Source organism: Mesorhizobium subarcticum (assembly GCF_055456085.1).
The window spans coordinates 5,493,398-5,508,399 of sequence record NZ_CM144237.1; the positions used below are offsets into that span (position 1 = coordinate 5,493,398).

Annotated in this window: 16 protein-coding genes and 1 pseudogene; 4 read left to right on the forward strand and 13 right to left on the reverse strand. The window is 63.5% G+C overall.

Features of this window, described 5'->3' with window-relative positions:
* Positions 1-9: 9 nt before the first annotated feature.
* On the reverse strand, positions 10-765 hold the full coding sequence (locus tag ACZYHG_RS26980) for a hypothetical protein (RefSeq protein ID WP_464611152.1): 756 nt from the start codon (positions 763-765) through the stop codon (positions 10-12).
* A 148-nt stretch (positions 766-913) separates the two neighbouring features.
* Positions 914-1,808: pseudogene (locus ACZYHG_RS26985) on the reverse strand (DMT family transporter).
* A gap of 91 nt (positions 1,809-1,899) precedes the next feature.
* Here ACZYHG_RS26985 and ACZYHG_RS26990 point away from each other — a divergent pair.
* Positions 1,900-2,826 carry a LysR substrate-binding domain-containing protein gene (locus ACZYHG_RS26990; RefSeq protein ID WP_464611153.1) on the forward strand — a complete coding sequence of 309 codons (927 nt, stop codon included), beginning with the start codon at positions 1,900-1,902 and terminating at the stop codon, positions 2,824-2,826.
* Positions 2,827-2,837: 11 nt separating this feature from the next.
* On the opposite strand, the gene ACZYHG_RS26995 is transcribed toward ACZYHG_RS26990, so the two are convergent.
* Positions 2,838-3,395 carry a hypothetical protein gene (locus ACZYHG_RS26995; RefSeq protein ID WP_464611154.1) on the reverse strand — a complete coding sequence of 186 codons (558 nt, stop codon included), beginning with the start codon at positions 3,393-3,395 and terminating at the stop codon, positions 2,838-2,840.
* Positions 3,396-3,551: 156 nt separating this feature from the next.
* Between ACZYHG_RS26995 and ACZYHG_RS27000 the strand changes: the two genes are divergently transcribed.
* The gene (locus tag ACZYHG_RS27000) at positions 3,552-3,785 is read left to right on the forward strand and encodes a DUF2093 domain-containing protein (protein WP_464611155.1); all 234 of its coding nucleotides are present in this window, start codon (positions 3,552-3,554) and stop codon (positions 3,783-3,785) included.
* Here ACZYHG_RS27000 and lpxK read toward each other — a convergent pair.
* The 6 genes from lpxK to ACZYHG_RS27030 all read right to left on the reverse strand — a co-directional run bounded on the left by lpxK (position 3,782) and on the right by ACZYHG_RS27030 (position 9,374).
* Positions 3,782-4,807: a tetraacyldisaccharide 4'-kinase gene (lpxK, locus tag ACZYHG_RS27005; protein WP_464611156.1), complete on the reverse strand. Its 1,026-nt coding sequence runs from the start codon at positions 4,805-4,807 to the stop codon at positions 3,782-3,784. The two genes, ACZYHG_RS27000 and lpxK, sit on opposite strands and share 4 nt — an antisense overlap.
* Position 4,808: 1 nt before the next feature.
* A complete protein-coding gene (waaA, locus tag ACZYHG_RS27010) occupies positions 4,809-6,125 on the reverse strand; it encodes a lipid IV(A) 3-deoxy-D-manno-octulosonic acid transferase (RefSeq protein ID WP_464611157.1) in 1,317 nt (438 codons plus the stop codon).
* Positions 6,122-6,913, reverse strand: coding sequence for a lysophospholipid acyltransferase family protein (locus ACZYHG_RS27015; RefSeq protein WP_464611158.1), 792 nt, complete (start codon positions 6,911-6,913; stop codon positions 6,122-6,124). Before ACZYHG_RS27015 ends, waaA begins: the two co-directional genes overlap by 4 nt.
* Before the next feature lie 5 nt (positions 6,914-6,918).
* Positions 6,919-7,164, reverse strand: a complete 246-nt coding sequence (locus ACZYHG_RS27020; RefSeq protein WP_464611159.1) for a DUF4170 domain-containing protein — start codon at positions 7,162-7,164, stop codon at positions 6,919-6,921.
* Positions 7,165-7,240: 76 nt separating this feature from the next.
* The gene (locus tag ACZYHG_RS27025; RefSeq protein WP_464611160.1) at positions 7,241-8,044 is read right to left on the reverse strand and encodes a 3'(2'),5'-bisphosphate nucleotidase CysQ; all 804 of its coding nucleotides are present in this window, start codon (positions 8,042-8,044) and stop codon (positions 7,241-7,243) included.
* Positions 8,031-9,374, reverse strand: coding sequence for a TldD/PmbA family protein (locus tag ACZYHG_RS27030; protein ID WP_027057471.1), 1,344 nt, complete (start codon positions 9,372-9,374; stop codon positions 8,031-8,033). Before ACZYHG_RS27030 ends, ACZYHG_RS27025 begins: the two co-directional genes overlap by 14 nt.
* Before the next feature lie 166 nt (positions 9,375-9,540).
* Here ACZYHG_RS27030 and ACZYHG_RS27035 point away from each other — a divergent pair, with 166 nt between their 5' ends.
* Positions 9,541-9,957 (forward strand): VOC family protein, encoded by a 417-nt coding sequence (locus tag ACZYHG_RS27035; RefSeq protein WP_464611161.1) that lies wholly within the window; start codon positions 9,541-9,543, stop codon positions 9,955-9,957.
* 28 nt (positions 9,958-9,985) lie between these two features.
* Here the strand turns inward: ACZYHG_RS27035 and epmA are convergent, their stop codons facing one another.
* A complete protein-coding gene (epmA, locus tag ACZYHG_RS27040; RefSeq protein ID WP_464611162.1) occupies positions 9,986-11,032 on the reverse strand; it encodes an EF-P lysine aminoacylase EpmA in 1,047 nt (348 codons plus the stop codon).
* Positions 11,033-11,155: 123 nt separating this feature from the next.
* On the opposite strand from epmA, the gene efp reads away from it, so the two are divergent.
* On the forward strand, positions 11,156-11,725 hold the full coding sequence (efp, locus tag ACZYHG_RS27045) for an elongation factor P (protein ID WP_023782984.1): 570 nt from the start codon (positions 11,156-11,158) through the stop codon (positions 11,723-11,725).
* Between the two features lie 27 nt (positions 11,726-11,752).
* On the opposite strand, the gene ACZYHG_RS27050 is transcribed toward efp, so the two are convergent.
* The 3 genes from ACZYHG_RS27050 to ACZYHG_RS27060 form a co-directional block, all read right to left on the reverse strand.
* Positions 11,753-12,649 carry an HNH endonuclease gene (locus ACZYHG_RS27050; protein WP_464611163.1) on the reverse strand — a complete coding sequence of 299 codons (897 nt, stop codon included), beginning with the start codon at positions 12,647-12,649 and terminating at the stop codon, positions 11,753-11,755.
* A 125-nt stretch (positions 12,650-12,774) separates the two neighbouring features.
* Positions 12,775-13,638: a patatin-like phospholipase family protein gene (locus tag ACZYHG_RS27055; RefSeq protein ID WP_464611164.1), complete on the reverse strand. Its 864-nt coding sequence runs from the start codon at positions 13,636-13,638 to the stop codon at positions 12,775-12,777.
* Positions 13,635-15,002, reverse strand: coding sequence for a M16 family metallopeptidase (locus tag ACZYHG_RS27060; protein ID WP_464614801.1), 1,368 nt, complete (start codon positions 15,000-15,002; stop codon positions 13,635-13,637). The genes ACZYHG_RS27055 and ACZYHG_RS27060 overlap by 4 nt, the downstream gene beginning before the upstream one ends.

The window sequence follows — 15,002 nt, forward strand, 5'->3', positions numbered from 1 at the left end:
CGTCCCGCTTCATTTCTTCAGACGATACTTCTTGATCTTGCGGTCAAAGACATACTCCTCCTCATATCCGGCGCGGCCATCGTAGAAATTCACGGATATGATGTCCTTGCCTCGCTCAACACTCTTCTGCACATTCTCGTGGATGGACGTCCTCAGCATGCCCGCATTGCAGAGGTCGCCGCCAAATTTGATGGTCTGTACGGCCTTCCCCCGCTTCTTGTTGATGATCTGCATTTCCGTCATGCAGATCCCGTTGTCGGTTTTCGCGTAGATTCCGGCAAACCGTTCGGTGGCCGTCTGCGCCCAGAAGGGAATCTCGACGTTTCCTTCGACCTTCCCCTCCCCGGTATCGTCCAGGCCAGCAACCTTCCTGAGACTGACGGGGAATTTGTCCGCGCCCTTGCTCCAGCTCCTCGTCAGGCTCCCGTCACCAAGCTCGAGAGAAAACGGGCATCCGGTGGTATCGAGGCCCGTTTTCTTGCCCATGACGATGATGCGCTCAAACTCCTCGTCGTTGGCAATCTCGCAAAGCGCGAGGCTGGTGCCGCTGACTTTGCCGTAGAGCGGGATCGGACTTTGCTTGTCGTCAAGGAAGTAGCTGCCCTCGAGCGTGAGGCCGCTGCCGAACGTGTAGGTTTGCAAGGAGAGATGGACGGGGTTGGGACCGATCGAACCTTCGTAGTTTTCCACGTGATACCAACCCGCCGTGGCTTTGCCGCTTAACAGCAACAAGCAGAAAACGACTGATACGAATTGCCTGACCATCCCGCCCCCCCGGTGAATTCAACTCACCATAGCCAGCCGGTGGGGTCATGTCTGCACGCAGCGACGGTCGGTTGCCCAGCTAAGCACGCGCCGTGAAACGCCGGCGCGGCTCTCGCTTCGATTCGGGAAAGACGTCCAACCTTCTGTTCTACCTCTTCAAATTCACCACGATGACGCCGCCCAGCGCCAGCGCGCCGCCGAGGATGCCGAGCAGCGTCGGCACTTCGCCCAGCCAGAAGAAGCCGATCAAAGCGGACATCGGCGAGACCAGATAGAGGAAGTTCGAAGCACGCGCCGCCGGCAGGCGCGACAGCGCGGTTGCCCAAGCAGCGTAAGCGATGAGGCTGGGGACGATACCGAGAAAAATGACGGCGCCGAGGCCGGCTGTGTTGGCTACCGCAGCCTGTGCAAAGCCGCTTGGCAGAAAGGGGGACAGACAAAGTGCGCCAAGGATCATGTTCGAGGCCGAGATCGTCAGTGGATGATGGCGGGAAAAGAGCGGCTTCTGGACGATCGTGTTGACGGCCGAGCAGAGCGCTGAGCCAAGAACCAATAGCGCGCCGGCATTGAAGTGCAGGCCATGGCCGTCGGCCACGGCGATGATGCCGATGCCAGCGAAAGAAATGACCGTGCCGGCCCAGGCCCAGCTTGAGAAGCGCTCGCCGAGCAATGCCATTGCCATGATGGCGGTAAAGATCGGGCTCACATTAATGATGAAACCGGCGGCCCCGGCCGACACCGTCAGTTCGCCGAAATTGAGCATGACGGTGTAAAGCGCGACGAAGATAGCCCCGCCAAAGACGAGGCGCCACACTTCGTCGAGTTCTCGGCAGCGCAGGCCGCTTGACCGCAAGGAAAATCGCCGCCGGCACCGCGGCGATGCCAAAGCGCAGGGCTCCCAGTTCCAGCGGCCCGAAGGCAGCAAGGCCGGCGCGGATCGCCGGAAAGGCGGACGCCCAGCCGACCACCGTCAGCGCGACCGCAACAGCTGCCGTGGTGTCCATGCGCTGTGTCTGATTCAACGTGCCCGTCATCGCACTCATCTCACTGCCCTCATGTTCTTTCATCCTGAAAGCCACAAAGCGCCTTTTCCCGCTTGTTGACAAACGACCAAATCGAGGATCACCTGTGACTATGGATCACAGCTCAGAGACGATGGTGCCGCTCGAAACCCTGCGCGCCTTCGACGCGGCGGCACGCACAGGCAGCTTTTCGGCGGCGGCTGAAAAGCTCAACATCACCCATGGCGCGATCAGCCGGCAGATCGCCAAGCTCGAGGACTGGCTCGGGCTCAAGGTGTTCGATCGCGGCGCGCGCGGCGTGACGCTGACGATCGAGGGCAACCGGCTGCATCTGCGCACATCTGAGGCCTTCGCGCTGATATCGAGCCATTCCGACCGCTGGGTCGAGCCGCGCGGCACCGCAGTGGTGCGGCTGACCTCGATCCCCTCGGTCAGCGGGCTGTGGCTGATGCCGCGCATGGCGGCACTGGAGAACAACCCCACCAAGCTGCGCATCGTGCTCGATGTCGATATCCGCCAGGCCGACCTTGCCGATGAAGGCATCGACCTGTCGATCCGCTGCGGTCGTGGCAGCATTCCGGGCCGCGTCTCGGTGAAGCTTTTCGAGGAGCATGTCTTCCCTGTCGCCTCGCCGGAACTGGCACGCGAGATCGGGCGCGGCGACCCTGCCCGGTTGCTCAAATTTCCGCTGATCAACGATTCCGACGCTTCCGGCTGGCGCGCCTGGTTTGCGGCGCAAGGCATGGATTACCGCCCGCGCCCGCAGGACCGCCGCTTCGAAGACTATAATCTGGTGCTGGACGCCGCCGCCTATGGGCTCGGCATCGCGCTGGCGCGTCCTCCGCTGACCGGGCATCAGCTGCAGTCGGGCCGAATCACCACCGTCGATCAGCGCACCGCGCTCAATCCGGTGTCCTATTGGCTGGACCGGCCGATGGGGCGGCCGCGCACTGCGGCGGCGGACCTTGCCCGTCGCATCGCGGAGCAGGCCGAATTGGCTACCGACAAGATCGAGGCTTTCATAGAGGCGGAGCGTTAGGGTTCCGCACTTCAGCGAAACAGCAGCAGAACGAACCCGAAAATCATGGTTGCCAGCAAACCGGTCATGATCGAGACAAAACCGATTTTCACCAGCAGGCGCTCGGGGTTCGGTGCCGCACCGTGGGATTGATTGGCAGCTCTTCGCTGTCCCGCCGGCACATCGAGAGCAGCGGCGCCGCGCGGAACCGGAGCCGGCGGCGGAATAAACGACAGCAACGAGACGCCCGCACTCCTGGCGGGGGCGTTGTCATTGGCCGTTGCCGCAGGCGGCACGAAGCCTCGCTGCGTTTCGGCTTGCGGCTCTGCCTTTCTCGCCACGACCTCGGCCAGTACAGCCTCGTCTCTCGCGTCGAGCTGAGCCTGATAGGCGTCGACGATGCCTGACGAAGCAATCTGCTGCGATTTGACGGCTACAGGTGTCGCGGGCATCGCCAACAGCGCCGGCGCCGTCCGTTGCGCGAACAAAGAGGGCGCCGGGGGCTGGACCAGTTCCCTGATCAACGCTGTCTTGACCGGATCGGCTTTCGCCGACGGCACGAGTTGCGGCGTCATCGCCTCCTTGAGCAAGGAAGCCAGGCGGGCGGAAGAAATATCCATGATGCCCCCAACAAAAGCGCTTTTCGCACCTGTCGTAGCGCCTCAGCATTGTCCGAGGCTTGTCGCGAGCTTGACCTTGGCGGCGATTTGTGGCGATGAAATCCGCATGAACCTCGGCACCACCGCATGATGAACCGTTTCGAAGGCCCGGGCGGCAAGGAAGCCCGCATCCGCTACCTCGATGGCGATTTCCAGGTCACCAGCCCCGGCTCGTTCGTACGCTGCGCCGTGACCGGTGAAAGCATCCCATTGGATGAGCTGAAATACTGGAGCGTCGCCAGGCAGGAGCCTTATGCCAACGCGACCGCCTCATTGCGCCGGGAAATCGAAGTGCATCCAGAACTGCGCAAGCGCAGCTAACCCTTCAGCTTGCGCTGCCGCCAGGCATCCAATGTCTCGTCAATGATCCGCTCGGGCACGTGGTCGAGCTCGAAAACCGTATCGATTTCCAACACCTCGAGCCGGTCCAGAAAATCCGGTGAGGCGCCATGGCGCAGCCGGGCGGCGTCCTTGGCCGTGGTGATGAGGCCGAGGCCTTCGGTGCGCGCCGTCGTTGACAGTTCGGCCAGCTCGTCCTCGGCGTAGAAATGATGGTCCGGAAAGGGCTTTGAGAAAACCACCTCGCCGCCGGCCGCGCGCACTGTGTCGAAGAATTTGTCGGGATGGCCGATGCCAGCGAAGGCCAGGAACCGCTTTCCGGCAAGCCCGGCCTTGCTGCTTGGCTCTGTGTGGGCCTCGAAGATCGGCCGGCCGGCACGCGCTGCCTGGCGCACCACCGCGTCGGCGGCGGTGCCCTCGCCCATTTTCAGCAGCCCGCTGGTGAAGACCAGCTGGTCGACGATTTTGGCCCTGAGCGGGCCGCCTGGAATGACGCGGCCATTGCCGATCCCGTAGCGGGCATCGACTACGACCAGCGCGTAATCGATATGGATGCGCGCGCTCTGAAAGCCATCATCCATGATCAGGAAATCGCAGCCGTGTTTCTCCAGCAGCAACCGGGCGCCGGCAGCGCGGTTCGGCGTCACCGCGACCGGGGCGTGTTCGGCCAGCAGCAACGGCTCGTCGCCGACATGTTTGGCACTGTCGTGGTGAGAATCAACGACATGCGGCTCGGCGAAGGAGCCGCCATGGCCGCGTGACAGAAAGCCGGGTTTCAGCTGCATGCGCTTGGCCTGTTGCGCGAGCGCGATGGCGACCGGCGTCTTGCCGGTGCCGCCGACCGTAAAGTTGCCGACGCAAAGGACCGGCGCCTCGATCTTTTCGCGCCTGGCCCGCCGCATGCCGCGGCCGGCAACGATCGCGTAGACGGCCGACAGCGGCGACAGCGCCAGGACTTTCCAGTCCGGCTCTTCCCACCAGAATGGTGGTGCTTCGGAGGCCACGTTAGCGCCCGTTGGCGCCCTTCAGGCGCGACTTGACGACCAGCGGCTGGATATAGGGTTCAAGCGATTTCAGCGTGCGCGCCAAGGCGCCGCGCATCTCATCTACAGTCGCGATCCCCGCCGCCATCATCTCGTGGCGCGCCACTTCGTTGCTCAGCAGGAAGTTGACGGCCCCGGCCAACATATCGCGATCGCGCACCAGCTTGGCACCGCCGCTGTCGATCAGGCGCTGATAGGCTTCGCGGAAATTCTGCACATTGCGCCCGGCCAGAACCGCGGTGTCGAGCATGGCCGGCTCGAGTGGATTCTGACCGCCCTCCGAGGTCAGCGAGCGGCCGACGAAGGCGATTTCGGTCAGCCGGAGATAAAGCCCCATCTCGCCGATCGTATCGCCGAGCAGGATGTCCGTGTCGGCGGTGATCCTGTCACCTTTGCTGCGCCGCGCGACCTTCAGGCCCATGCCGGAAATCTGCGCGGCAAGCACCTCGGCGCGATCGGGATGGCGCGGAACAACGATCGTCAGCAGGCCGTGGTGACGCTTGTGCAGCGTCGCGTGGACTTCCGCCGCGACCACTTCCTCGCCATCATGGGTCGAGATCGCCGCCCAGGTCGGGCGGTCGCCAATCTGCCGCCGCAGCGTTGCCAATGCTCTTTCGTCGACCGGCGGCGGATTGGTGTCGACCTTGAGGTTGCCCGACACCGTGACCGGCCGGGCGCCGAGCGCGCGAAAACGCTCACCATCGACATCGGACTGGGCAACGACATGAGCGAGGTTCTCGAACAGCGCCTCGGCGATGTTGGCCCGCTTTTTCCACGAGCTGAACGAGCGGTCGGAAAGCCTGCCATTGACCAGCACCTGCGGCACATGGCGCGCGCCAAGCTCTAGGATGGTCATCGGCCAGATCTCGGATTCGGCGATGATCGCCAGGTCCGGCCGCCAGTGATCGAGGAACCGGCTGACCGCCGGTTTCAGATCGAGCGGCACATATTGGTGGATGATGCGGTCGCCGAGCCGCTCGTCGGCAACCTGGGCCGATGTCACGGTGCCGGTCGTCAGCACGATGTTGACGCCATAGTCGAGAATGCTCTCGACCAGCGGCACGACGGCTATGGTCTCGCCGACGCTCGCGGCATGGATCCAGATCACCGGTCCTTCGGGACGCGGGCGGCCGGCGACGCCGTAGCGCTCGCGGCGGCGGTTGCGGTCCTCCTTGCCGCGCGAGGTGCGCCAGGCGACATAGGGCCCGACCAGCGGATAGGCGGCGGCACCCGCGAAACGGTATGCCGACAGCATGGCACGCGCCCAGAGACCGCTCATCGCCGACCATCCACGAGGCGGTAGGCCTCGGTCGTCGCGGCATTAAGAGCGGTGGTGATTTCCTGGCGCTTGCGCTCCATTTCGGCTTCATCGGCGTCCGCCGCCACGAAGATCGGCGTGCCGATGGTCACGGCGGAACGGCCGAACGGCAGGTTGATGGTGGTTTTGTCCCAGCTCTTTTCCAGTACCTTGCGGCGGCTGGTGGCGATGGCGACAGGCAATAGCGGCCTGCCCGAGAGGCGCGCCAGGAGAACGATACCGAGCCCCGCGTCGCGCGGCGTGCCGTGCGGAATGTCTGCGATCATGGCGACGTTCTTGCCTGCACTGAGCGACTTTTTCAGGGCGATGAGCGCCTTGGCCCCACCCTTGTCGAGATGCCTGGCATTGTCACGCCCGCCGGACCCGCGCACCGCCTCGATGCCGAATTTTTCCAGCATCAGCGCGTTGAGCTCGGCATCGGCGCTGCGCGACACCATGGCGACCAGCGGTTTGCGCTTGGGGTAATAGGCCGGCGTCAACAGATGCTGGCCATGCCAAAGCGCGATTATGCCGGGCTCGAACTCCGCATACGCCCCACCCGAAAAGCGTGCCGATCCGGCAACCAGGGGGCTGGTCAGGCGAACCAATCGCACGAATTGCGCAAGCAGGCTGGCAACGGCGTTCTTGACGAATCGCGACTGGGCGAGCGGTTCGCGGACCTTGCGCCAGAATGCCTTGGTTGTGCGGCTGCCGCCCCTGCCCGTCGGCGCGGCATCGCTGGCTGGCTCTTTCGCCAGGTCATGCTCCATCGAAGTCAACCGGCGGCCTTGCTGTCGGGATCCAGCAGACGGTGCAGATGAACGACGAAGTAACGCATATGGGCATTGTCCACGCTGGCTTGCGCCTTGGCTTTCCACGCCGTGTGCGCGGTTTGATAGTCCGGATAAACGCCGACAATGTCGAGCGCGTCGAGGTCTCGGAACTCGGAACCGCCAAGTTTCTTCAGTTCGCCGCCGAACACCAGATGCAAAAGCTGTTTCTTCCCGTCTTCCGCGGTCATGTCGGTCCTTCACATATTGTGAGTTTGTGACAGGTCTAGACCAAAGCCACCGACTTTGGAACCTTCGAAAATGCTTTCACGCATCCAGCCCGGCGATGACATCGACGAGCACCGCCAGCAATTCACCGCTGCCGGCGGCTAGCGCGCCGTGGCGGGTGACCTCGCCGGCATAGTGCGGCGCGCGGCCATGCGGGTCGAGCAACTGGCCGCCGGCCTCGCGCAGGATCAGATCGGCGGCGGCGACATCCCAGTCATGGGCGTTCGGCTTGACGAAGGTGGCGTCGAGCGTGCCATTGGCGATCATCGCCAGGCGGTAGGCCAACGAGGGGCTGTAGGGCGCGCGCGTCAGCCGCTCCCGCCAGCCGGCCGGCATCAGGTCGATCAACTGCTTCAACCCGGAAATCTCGGCCTTGTCGCCAAGCGAGCGCACCGCGATGCGCTTGCCGTTGCGGAATGCGCCCTGGCCTGGCAACGCCCAGTAGGTTTCGTCCATCGCCGGGCATTCGAGCACGCCGGCGAGCGTGCGGCCGTGCTCGACGACGGCCACGCTGACGCACCAGGTGCGCTGTCCCTCAAGGAAGCCGCGCGTGCCGTCGATCGGGTCGACGACGAAGGTGCGGCGCGCCGAAAGCCGGGCCGGGTCGTCGACAGTCTCTTCCGACAGCCAGCCATAATCTGGCCGTGCCGCCAGCAGCGTGCGGCGCAGGTAGGCATCCGCCGCATGATCGGCTTCGCTGACCGGCGAGGTGCCGCCCTTCATCCAGACCTGCGGGCTGTTGCCGAAGTAGCGCATGGCGATGAGACCCGCCTCGCGGGCGGCATCGCGCAGCAGCGGCAGATCCCCAATAACGCCAGAAGTAGTCAGATCATGCTCCGGCAAGGGTCATGCCTTCGATCAGGAGCGTGGGTGAGGCCGTGCCGAAATTGCGGTCGAGGTCATCAGCCGGCACCATGGTAAGGAACATTGTCTTCAAGTTCGAAGCGATGGTGACTTCGGCGACCGGATAGGCCAGTTCGCCATTCTCGATCCAGAAGCCGGAAGCGCCGCGGCTGTATTCGCCAGTGATCATGTCGACACCCTGGCCGAACACTTCGGTGACATAGAAGCCGGTCTTGAGCGATTTGATCATGTCCTGCGGCGAGCGTTCGCCCGGCTCGATGGCAAGATTGGTGGAAGACGGCGAGACGGAAGAGCCGCCGCGCGCGCCGCGCCCGTTGGTGATCAATCCCAGTTCCCGCGCCGCCGAGGTCGACAGGAACCAGTGGTTGAGCACGCCCTTTTCGACCATGAGAAGCTTTTCGCCTTCAATGCCTTCGCCATCGAACGGGCGCGAGGCCTGGCCGCGCGGCCGGAGCGGCTCGTCGGTGACCGTGATCGCGGATGCGGCCACCTGCTTGCCCATCATGTCGCGCAGGAACGAGGTCTTGCGCGCGACGGACGCGCCGTTGATGGCACCGGCGAGATGACCTGCGATGCCGCGCGCGACACGCGGATCGAACACCACGTCGACCGGCCCAGTTGCCGCCTTGCGCGCGCCGATGCGGCGTACGGCGCGTTCGCCGGCCTTGCGGCCGATATCCTCTGCTGCATCGAGATCGGCAAAATGTTGGTGCGAGGAGTATTCATAGTCGCGCTCCATGCCGGTGCCCTCGCCGGCAATGACGCTGGCGGAGCGCGAAAAGCGCGAGGCGACATAGTGGCCGAGAAAACCGTGCGAGGTGGCCAGCACCAGCCCGCCCAGCCCGGCGCTGGCGCCGCTGCCAGCCGAATTGGTCACGCCCTTGACGGCAAGCGCCGCCGCTTCCGCCGCAAGGGCTGCTTCCTTCAACTGGTCGGCGGAGACTTCGGTGGCATCGAACAGGTCGAGATCACGCGTTTGTTTCGCCAGCAGGGCTGGATCGGCCAGGCCCTGATACGGATCTTGCGGCGACACTTTGGCCATCGCCACGGCGCGCTCGGCGAGTGCTGTGGGGTCGGATGCGGCGGTGGCCGAGACGCTCGCCACCCTCTGGCCGACGAAGACGCGCAGCGAAACATCCTCGGCCTCCGACGATTCGGTGGCCTCGACCTTGCCGAGCCGCACCGACACGCCGGTGGAGCGGCCGCGCACGGCCACAGCGTCGGCGGCATCGGCGCCGGCCTTTTTGGCGGCCTCGACCAATGCTGCGACGCGGTCGGTCAGTTTTGCTGCTTCTGATGTATCGGCCATGCCTGCAATCCTGCTGTTGCGGCCAGCGTTCGGCCGCTGCCCACCCATCTATTGTTCCGATCCGGCTTGTGCAATGGCATAGGCTTCAATCAAAATGCATCGGTACATGGTTCCTATCGCGAACCCTGTGACGCATAACCAGTCCGCAGCCTGCACGGAGCATTCGATGACGCCCTTCCATCTCGCCTTCCCGGTCCGTGATCTCGATGAAACCCGAACTTTCTATGGCGAAGTGCTGGGCTGCGCGATCGGCCGCTCGTCGGCGACCTGGGTCGATTTCGACCTTTTCGGCCACCAGATGTCGGCGCATCTACGGCCGCAGGCAGCTAAAGCCGCCAGCGACGGCAAGGTCGACGGCATTTTGGTGCCGATCCCGCATTTCGGCGCCGTGCTGTTGATGGACGACTGGCAGCGCCTGGCGACGCGGCTGGAAGCGCGCGACGACATAGACTGGCTGGAACGGCCGATGGTGCGCTTCAAGGGCGAGCCCGGCGAACAGGCGACGCTGTTCATCCGCGATCCCTCCGGCAACGCCCTGGAATTCAAAGGCTTTAGCTCGCTGGAACAAATTTTCGCGCATTGAGGCAGGCGCGACGTGACGCGCCCGGAGTTCAAGACTCAGCGACGGGCGTCCAGATGACATCCTCGATCTTTTGCGCGCCGGTCGCCAGCATGACCAGCCGGTCGAAACCAAGCGCGATGCCGCTGGCCTGCGGCATGATGGCCAGGGCGGCGAGAAAATCCTCGTCCAGCGGGTAGCGCTCGCCATAGATGCGCTGTTTCTCGTCCATCTCAAGGATGAAGCGCCGGCGCTGCTCGGCCGGATCGGTCAGTTCGCCAAAGCCGTTGGCGAGTTCGACACCGCAGCAATACAGCTCGAAGCGCTCGGCGACGCGGGCATCCTTGGGGCTCGGCCGGGCAAGTGCCGCCTCTGCGACCGGATATTCGCACAGGATGGTCGAGCGCCCGATGCCCAGATTGGGTTCGATCTTTTCCACCATCACCCGGCTGAACAGGTCGGCCCAGCTGTCGTCGGGCGCCGTGCGCAGGCCGGCTTGAACCAAGGCGGCGTGGAGAGCATCCCGGTCGGTGCCGCCATCGGCGGCGACAGTGGCCAGGAGATCGATGCCGGCATGGCGGATGAAAGCATCCGCTACCGTCAGTTGTTCCGGCTCAGTGAACGGATCGCAGTCGCGGCCCCGGAAGGAAAAGCGCGTGGCCCCTGCCCGCGTCGCGGCCAGCGCCAGCAGATCGGCGCAATCGCGCATCAGGCTCTCATAGGTCTCGCCCACCCGGTACCATTCGAGCATGGTGAACTCGGGATGGTGCAAGGGGCCGCGCTCGCGGTTGCGGTAGACCGGACCCAGGCTGAAAATCCTGACTTCACCGGCGGCAAGCAGCTTCTTGCAGGCGAATTCCGGCGAGGTGTGGAGATAAAGCTGCGACCGCGCCCCATCCGGCCCGACCACTTCCGTGACGAAGGCCGCCAGATGCGCCTCATTGCCGGGCGAGACCTGCAGAGCTGAAGTTTCGACCTCGATGAAATCGTGACGAGCGAACCAGTCGCGCAGGGCCGCGGTGAGGCCGTTGCGCAGCATCAGGCGCGCGCGGCGGTCGGCATGGACATGCGGTGTCCACCATGGCGAAGCGGTAGTCATGAGTGGATTGTAGGCCTGCCGATAGGCTTGGGGGGCTGGCGGTTCGCGCCAAGATGCGCTAGGCCCCCATCCAGCGCCGCACAAGCCGGCAAACGCCCGTCAACTCTCGCAGGATTTAAAACCGTGGTGAAAGTCATCGCCAGTTCGCTCCGCAAAGGCAATGTCGTCGACAAGGACGGCAAGCTTTATGTGATCCTCTTTGCCGAAAACATCCATCCAGGCAAGGGCACGCCGGTGACGCAGCTCGATATGCGCCGCATCGGCGACGGGGTGAAGGTCTCCGAGCGCTATCGCACCACCGAGCAGGTGGAGCGCGCCTATGTCGAGGAGCGCGAGCACACCTTCCTTTACGCCGATGGCGAAGGCTACCACTTCATGAACCCGGAAACCTACGACCAGGTGGCGGTGTCGGAAGCCGTTGTCGGCGACGCCGCGCCCTATCTGAAGGAAGGCATGCCGGTGCAGGTCTCGCAGTTCAACGGCATCGCCATCGCCCTGGTGCTGCCGCAGCGCGCCACCTTCGAAGTGGTTGAAACCGAGCCGACGACCAAGGGCCAGACGGCATCGTCCTCCTACAAGCCCGCCGTGCTCTCCAACGGCGTGCGCACCACAGTGCCGCCGCACATCGCGCCGGGCACCCGCGTGGTGGTGATGACGGCCGATGGCGCTTATGTGGAGCGGGCGAAGGACTGAGGCGGCGCTCGGTGCGTCAGCGAAGCATCACTGCTTGAAACAGTGCTCGCGGTGCCATTGCAAGAAATGAGGGTGCGGGCGTTCGAGCTGCCGGCGAGGTGGAATCGCGCGGCGGGTCTTGTTTACGAACCCTTGCACGCTTTCGAGGTCGTTGACCTGTCGCGATATCAGGATTTCCAGATCGTCGGAGAGGCTGATCAACCCACGATCGAACATCCAATGCGCCGTACCTGATAACGCGATCCCATTGCTGACGGTATCGGGTCCGTTCTTTTCGACCGGTCGAATATGGGAGGCGGTAACTTCTGCTCGACCACCGCCATTTATCAACTTCAGTCCCGTGATCGCACAACGCTCATCATAGGCGCGCAAGACGATGCGACGAAAAATGCGGTCCCGCACGATTCGCGATCCGATGTAACTTATGCGGTCACGGCTCTGCTCGAATTCGAATGGCGCCTGCTCGTCCTGAAAACCGGATGTGCTGGCCTCATCAACGCGCGGTAGCAACAACTCGTTGGTGCCTAGCCCGAGATCGATAATACGATTGAAATCCGCCGGATTGATTGATCGGACGGCCGATTGAACGTGACCGGAAAGCCGTCGTTGGTCATTCAGTAAGCCTTGTTCAACGTAGCCCTCAGGTCCGTTGAATGGAACAGGATTGGCGAAATCGAGATAGGTCCCGGGCTCTATCAGAGCGAGGTACATATCAGACGCTGCGGGATCTTGAATGATCTGCTGGACTTTGGCGACGGCATAGTAGCCACGCGTATCCTTTATCTTGCTGGGCTCATAATAGATGATCCAGCCGCCGACGCAGGCTTCAACGCGGCGCAGATACGGACGGGGAAACTGGTACTGCTCAGCTGGCCGGTCGTTATAGATCGAGTCTGAGCGGTGGATGAAAACCCCAAATCTCATGATATTTCTGCGTTATGCTTGTTTGGAGGCCCGTATCTCTGGCCTGATAGCAAAGCCGATGTTGAGCACTTAGTCCAGATCGCAGAAAATCTTCTCCAGCATATAGGCGATTGAAGCCGCGTCCCTCACCCAGCCACCCGCTTCCCACGCTTGCCCTTCCCGGCCCGCGCTTCAACCACCTTCTCAACCTGACGCTTCAGCTCGTCCTTGATATCCGCCGTGTCATTCATCAAAGCGTAGATTTTCAGGAAATCGAGCACGCGGTATTTTGAGACCGCCGGGCGGACCAGTATGTCGGGGCGGCATTGTTTGAGCTTGTTGGCGATTATCGACTGCATCATCAGCTGGGTGGCGCCGAACATCAGGTCGACGGAGGTCGGCTGCTTGCGGTCGGCTTCCTCAGGCGCGCCGACCACATCGACGCCGATGATGATGTCGGCGTCATTCTCGATGAGATCAAACGGCACGGGATTGTAGATGCCGCCGTCGATCAGCAGCCTGCCGTCTCGCATCACCGGGCGGAACACGGCGGGGATGGCGGCAGAGGCGGCCAGCGCCGAATGCAGGTCGCCGTCGTCGAACACCGCGAGCTTGTGGCCAAAATAGTCGGTCGCCGTCACCTTCAGTGGGATTTTCAACTCGGCGAAGGTTTCGGGGATGGCCTCGGGCAGGAACGCCTTGAGGATGCGCTCGACATTGAACTGGCTGACCCGGATGCCGTTCTGCATGGCTTCCGCGATCGTGCCCGGGCGCGCGCGCCACATGCGGCTCGCCACCTCGGCGCGGCGGCCGAGGATCGAGCGGGCATAGTCATGGATGTCCTTGCCGGTCATGCCCGCGGCCATGCCGGCGCCCATGATGGCGCCGATCGACGAGCCGGCGATCGCCACCGGCTTGATGCCGAGCTCGTCCAGCGCCTCAATGACATGGATATGCGCCAGCCCCCGCGCACCGCCGCCGCCGAAGGCTATGCCAAAAGTCGGGCTCATCCCTTGCCGGCCCCGGCCATCGGCGGCCCGACCACCATGATGGTCGGCTCGGCCGTCAGCAGCTTTTTCGCCGCCGCCTTGACCTGTTCGAGCGTCACCGCGTTGATGTAGCCGGCGCGGCGCTGCATGTAGTCGATGCCGAGATCGTCGATCTGCAATTCGACCAGCGTCGCGGCGATGGAACTCGAAGAGTCCAGATTTCTGATGGCATAGGCGCCGATCAGGTATTTCTTGGTCGCAGCCAGTTCCGCTTCGGTCGGGCCATTCTCGGCCATTTGCTTGACGACATCGCGCACGATGCCGAGTGTCTCGGCCACGCGGTCCGAGCGCGTGCCGGTGGTGACGATCAGCGCGTTGGCATGGTCCTGGTTGACCAGCGAGGAGTTGACGCCATAGGCCAGCCCTCGCTTTTCGCGCACTTCCTGGTACAGGCGCGAGGTGAAGGTGCCGCCGCCAAGGATCTCGTTCATCAGCACAGCGGGGAAGAAATCCGCCGACTTGCGCTTCACGCCCGGCCAGGCGAGCTGCAGCGAGGTCTGCGGCAGGTCGTAATTGACCTCGAGATGCTGCGCCAGCTTCGGCTCGACATCGGCGACCGATGTGAGCGCCTGGCTTTGCGGCAGGTCGCCGAACACCATGTCCAGCTTCTTCTTCAGCGTCTCGGCATCGATGGCGCCGACCACTGCGACATGCAGGCCGCTACGCGCAAACACCGCCTTGTGCAGGGCCTTGAGATCGTCCTGCGTGATGGCGGCAATACTTTGCCTGGTGCCCTGATCGGAGCGCGAATAGGGATGGTCACCATAGATGGCGCGCGCCCATTTGTTCTGCGCGATCGTGTCAGGATCATTCTCGTTGGCGATGATGCCGGACAGGATCTGGGAGCGGATGCGGTCGATCGGCGCCTGGTCGAAGCGCGGCTCGTCTACCGCCAGCCGCAACAGGTCGAAGGCCTCGTCGCGCTGGTCGGCCAGCATGCGCATCGAGCCATAGATGCCGTCACGGGTCTCGTCGAAGCTCATCTCGGCACCGGCATCGTCGAGCCTGATCTGGAAAGCTTCCGAATCGAGCGACCCGGCGCCCTCGTCGAACAGGCCGGTCATCAGATTGGCGAGGCCTTCCTTGCCCGGCGGATCCTGCGTCGAGCCGCCGCCGAAGACGAAGCGGACGGCGACGACCGGCACGGAATAGTCCTCCACCAGCCAGGCCGTGATGCCTTTTGGCGAGGTGACCTGCTGGATGTCCATGGCGCGGGCGGCAAGTGCGGGCAGGATCAGGAAGAGGATGGAGAGGACAAGGGTTGCCAATGCGGCGCGCGTTCTTCCTTCTCCTCTTGCGGGAGAAGACAAGGCATGGCCATGCAT

Coding starts and splice junctions, on each gene's coding strand:
- ACZYHG_RS27060 (WP_464614801.1), bottom strand. CDS start 15,002: ATGCATGGCCATGCCTTGTCTTCTCCCGCAAGAGGAGAAGGAAGAACG.
- ACZYHG_RS26990 (WP_464611153.1), top strand. CDS start 1,900: ATGGATCACAGCTCAGAGACGATGGTGCCGCTCGAAACCCTGCGCGCC.
- ACZYHG_RS27050 (WP_464611163.1), bottom strand. CDS start 12,649: ATGAGATTTGGGGTTTTCATCCACCGCTCAGACTCGATCTATAACGAC.
- ACZYHG_RS27035 (WP_464611161.1), top strand. CDS start 9,541: ATGACGCCCTTCCATCTCGCCTTCCCGGTCCGTGATCTCGATGAAACC.
- ACZYHG_RS27000 (WP_464611155.1), top strand. CDS start 3,552: ATGATGAACCGTTTCGAAGGCCCGGGCGGCAAGGAAGCCCGCATCCGC.
- ACZYHG_RS27055 (WP_464611164.1), bottom strand. CDS start 13,638: ATGAGCCCGACTTTTGGCATAGCCTTCGGCGGCGGCGGTGCGCGGGGG.
- ACZYHG_RS26980 (WP_464611152.1), bottom strand. CDS start 765: ATGGTCAGGCAATTCGTATCAGTCGTTTTCTGCTTGTTGCTGTTAAGC.
- ACZYHG_RS27030 (WP_027057471.1), bottom strand. CDS start 9,374: ATGGCCGATACATCAGAAGCAGCAAAACTGACCGACCGCGTCGCAGCA.
- waaA (WP_464611157.1), bottom strand. CDS start 6,125: ATGAGCGGTCTCTGGGCGCGTGCCATGCTGTCGGCATACCGTTTCGCG.
- ACZYHG_RS27020 (WP_464611159.1), bottom strand. CDS start 7,164: ATGACCGCGGAAGACGGGAAGAAACAGCTTTTGCATCTGGTGTTCGGC.
- ACZYHG_RS27015 (WP_464611158.1), bottom strand. CDS start 6,913: ATGGAGCATGACCTGGCGAAAGAGCCAGCCAGCGATGCCGCGCCGACG.
- epmA (WP_464611162.1), bottom strand. CDS start 11,032: ATGACTACCGCTTCGCCATGGTGGACACCGCATGTCCATGCCGACCGC.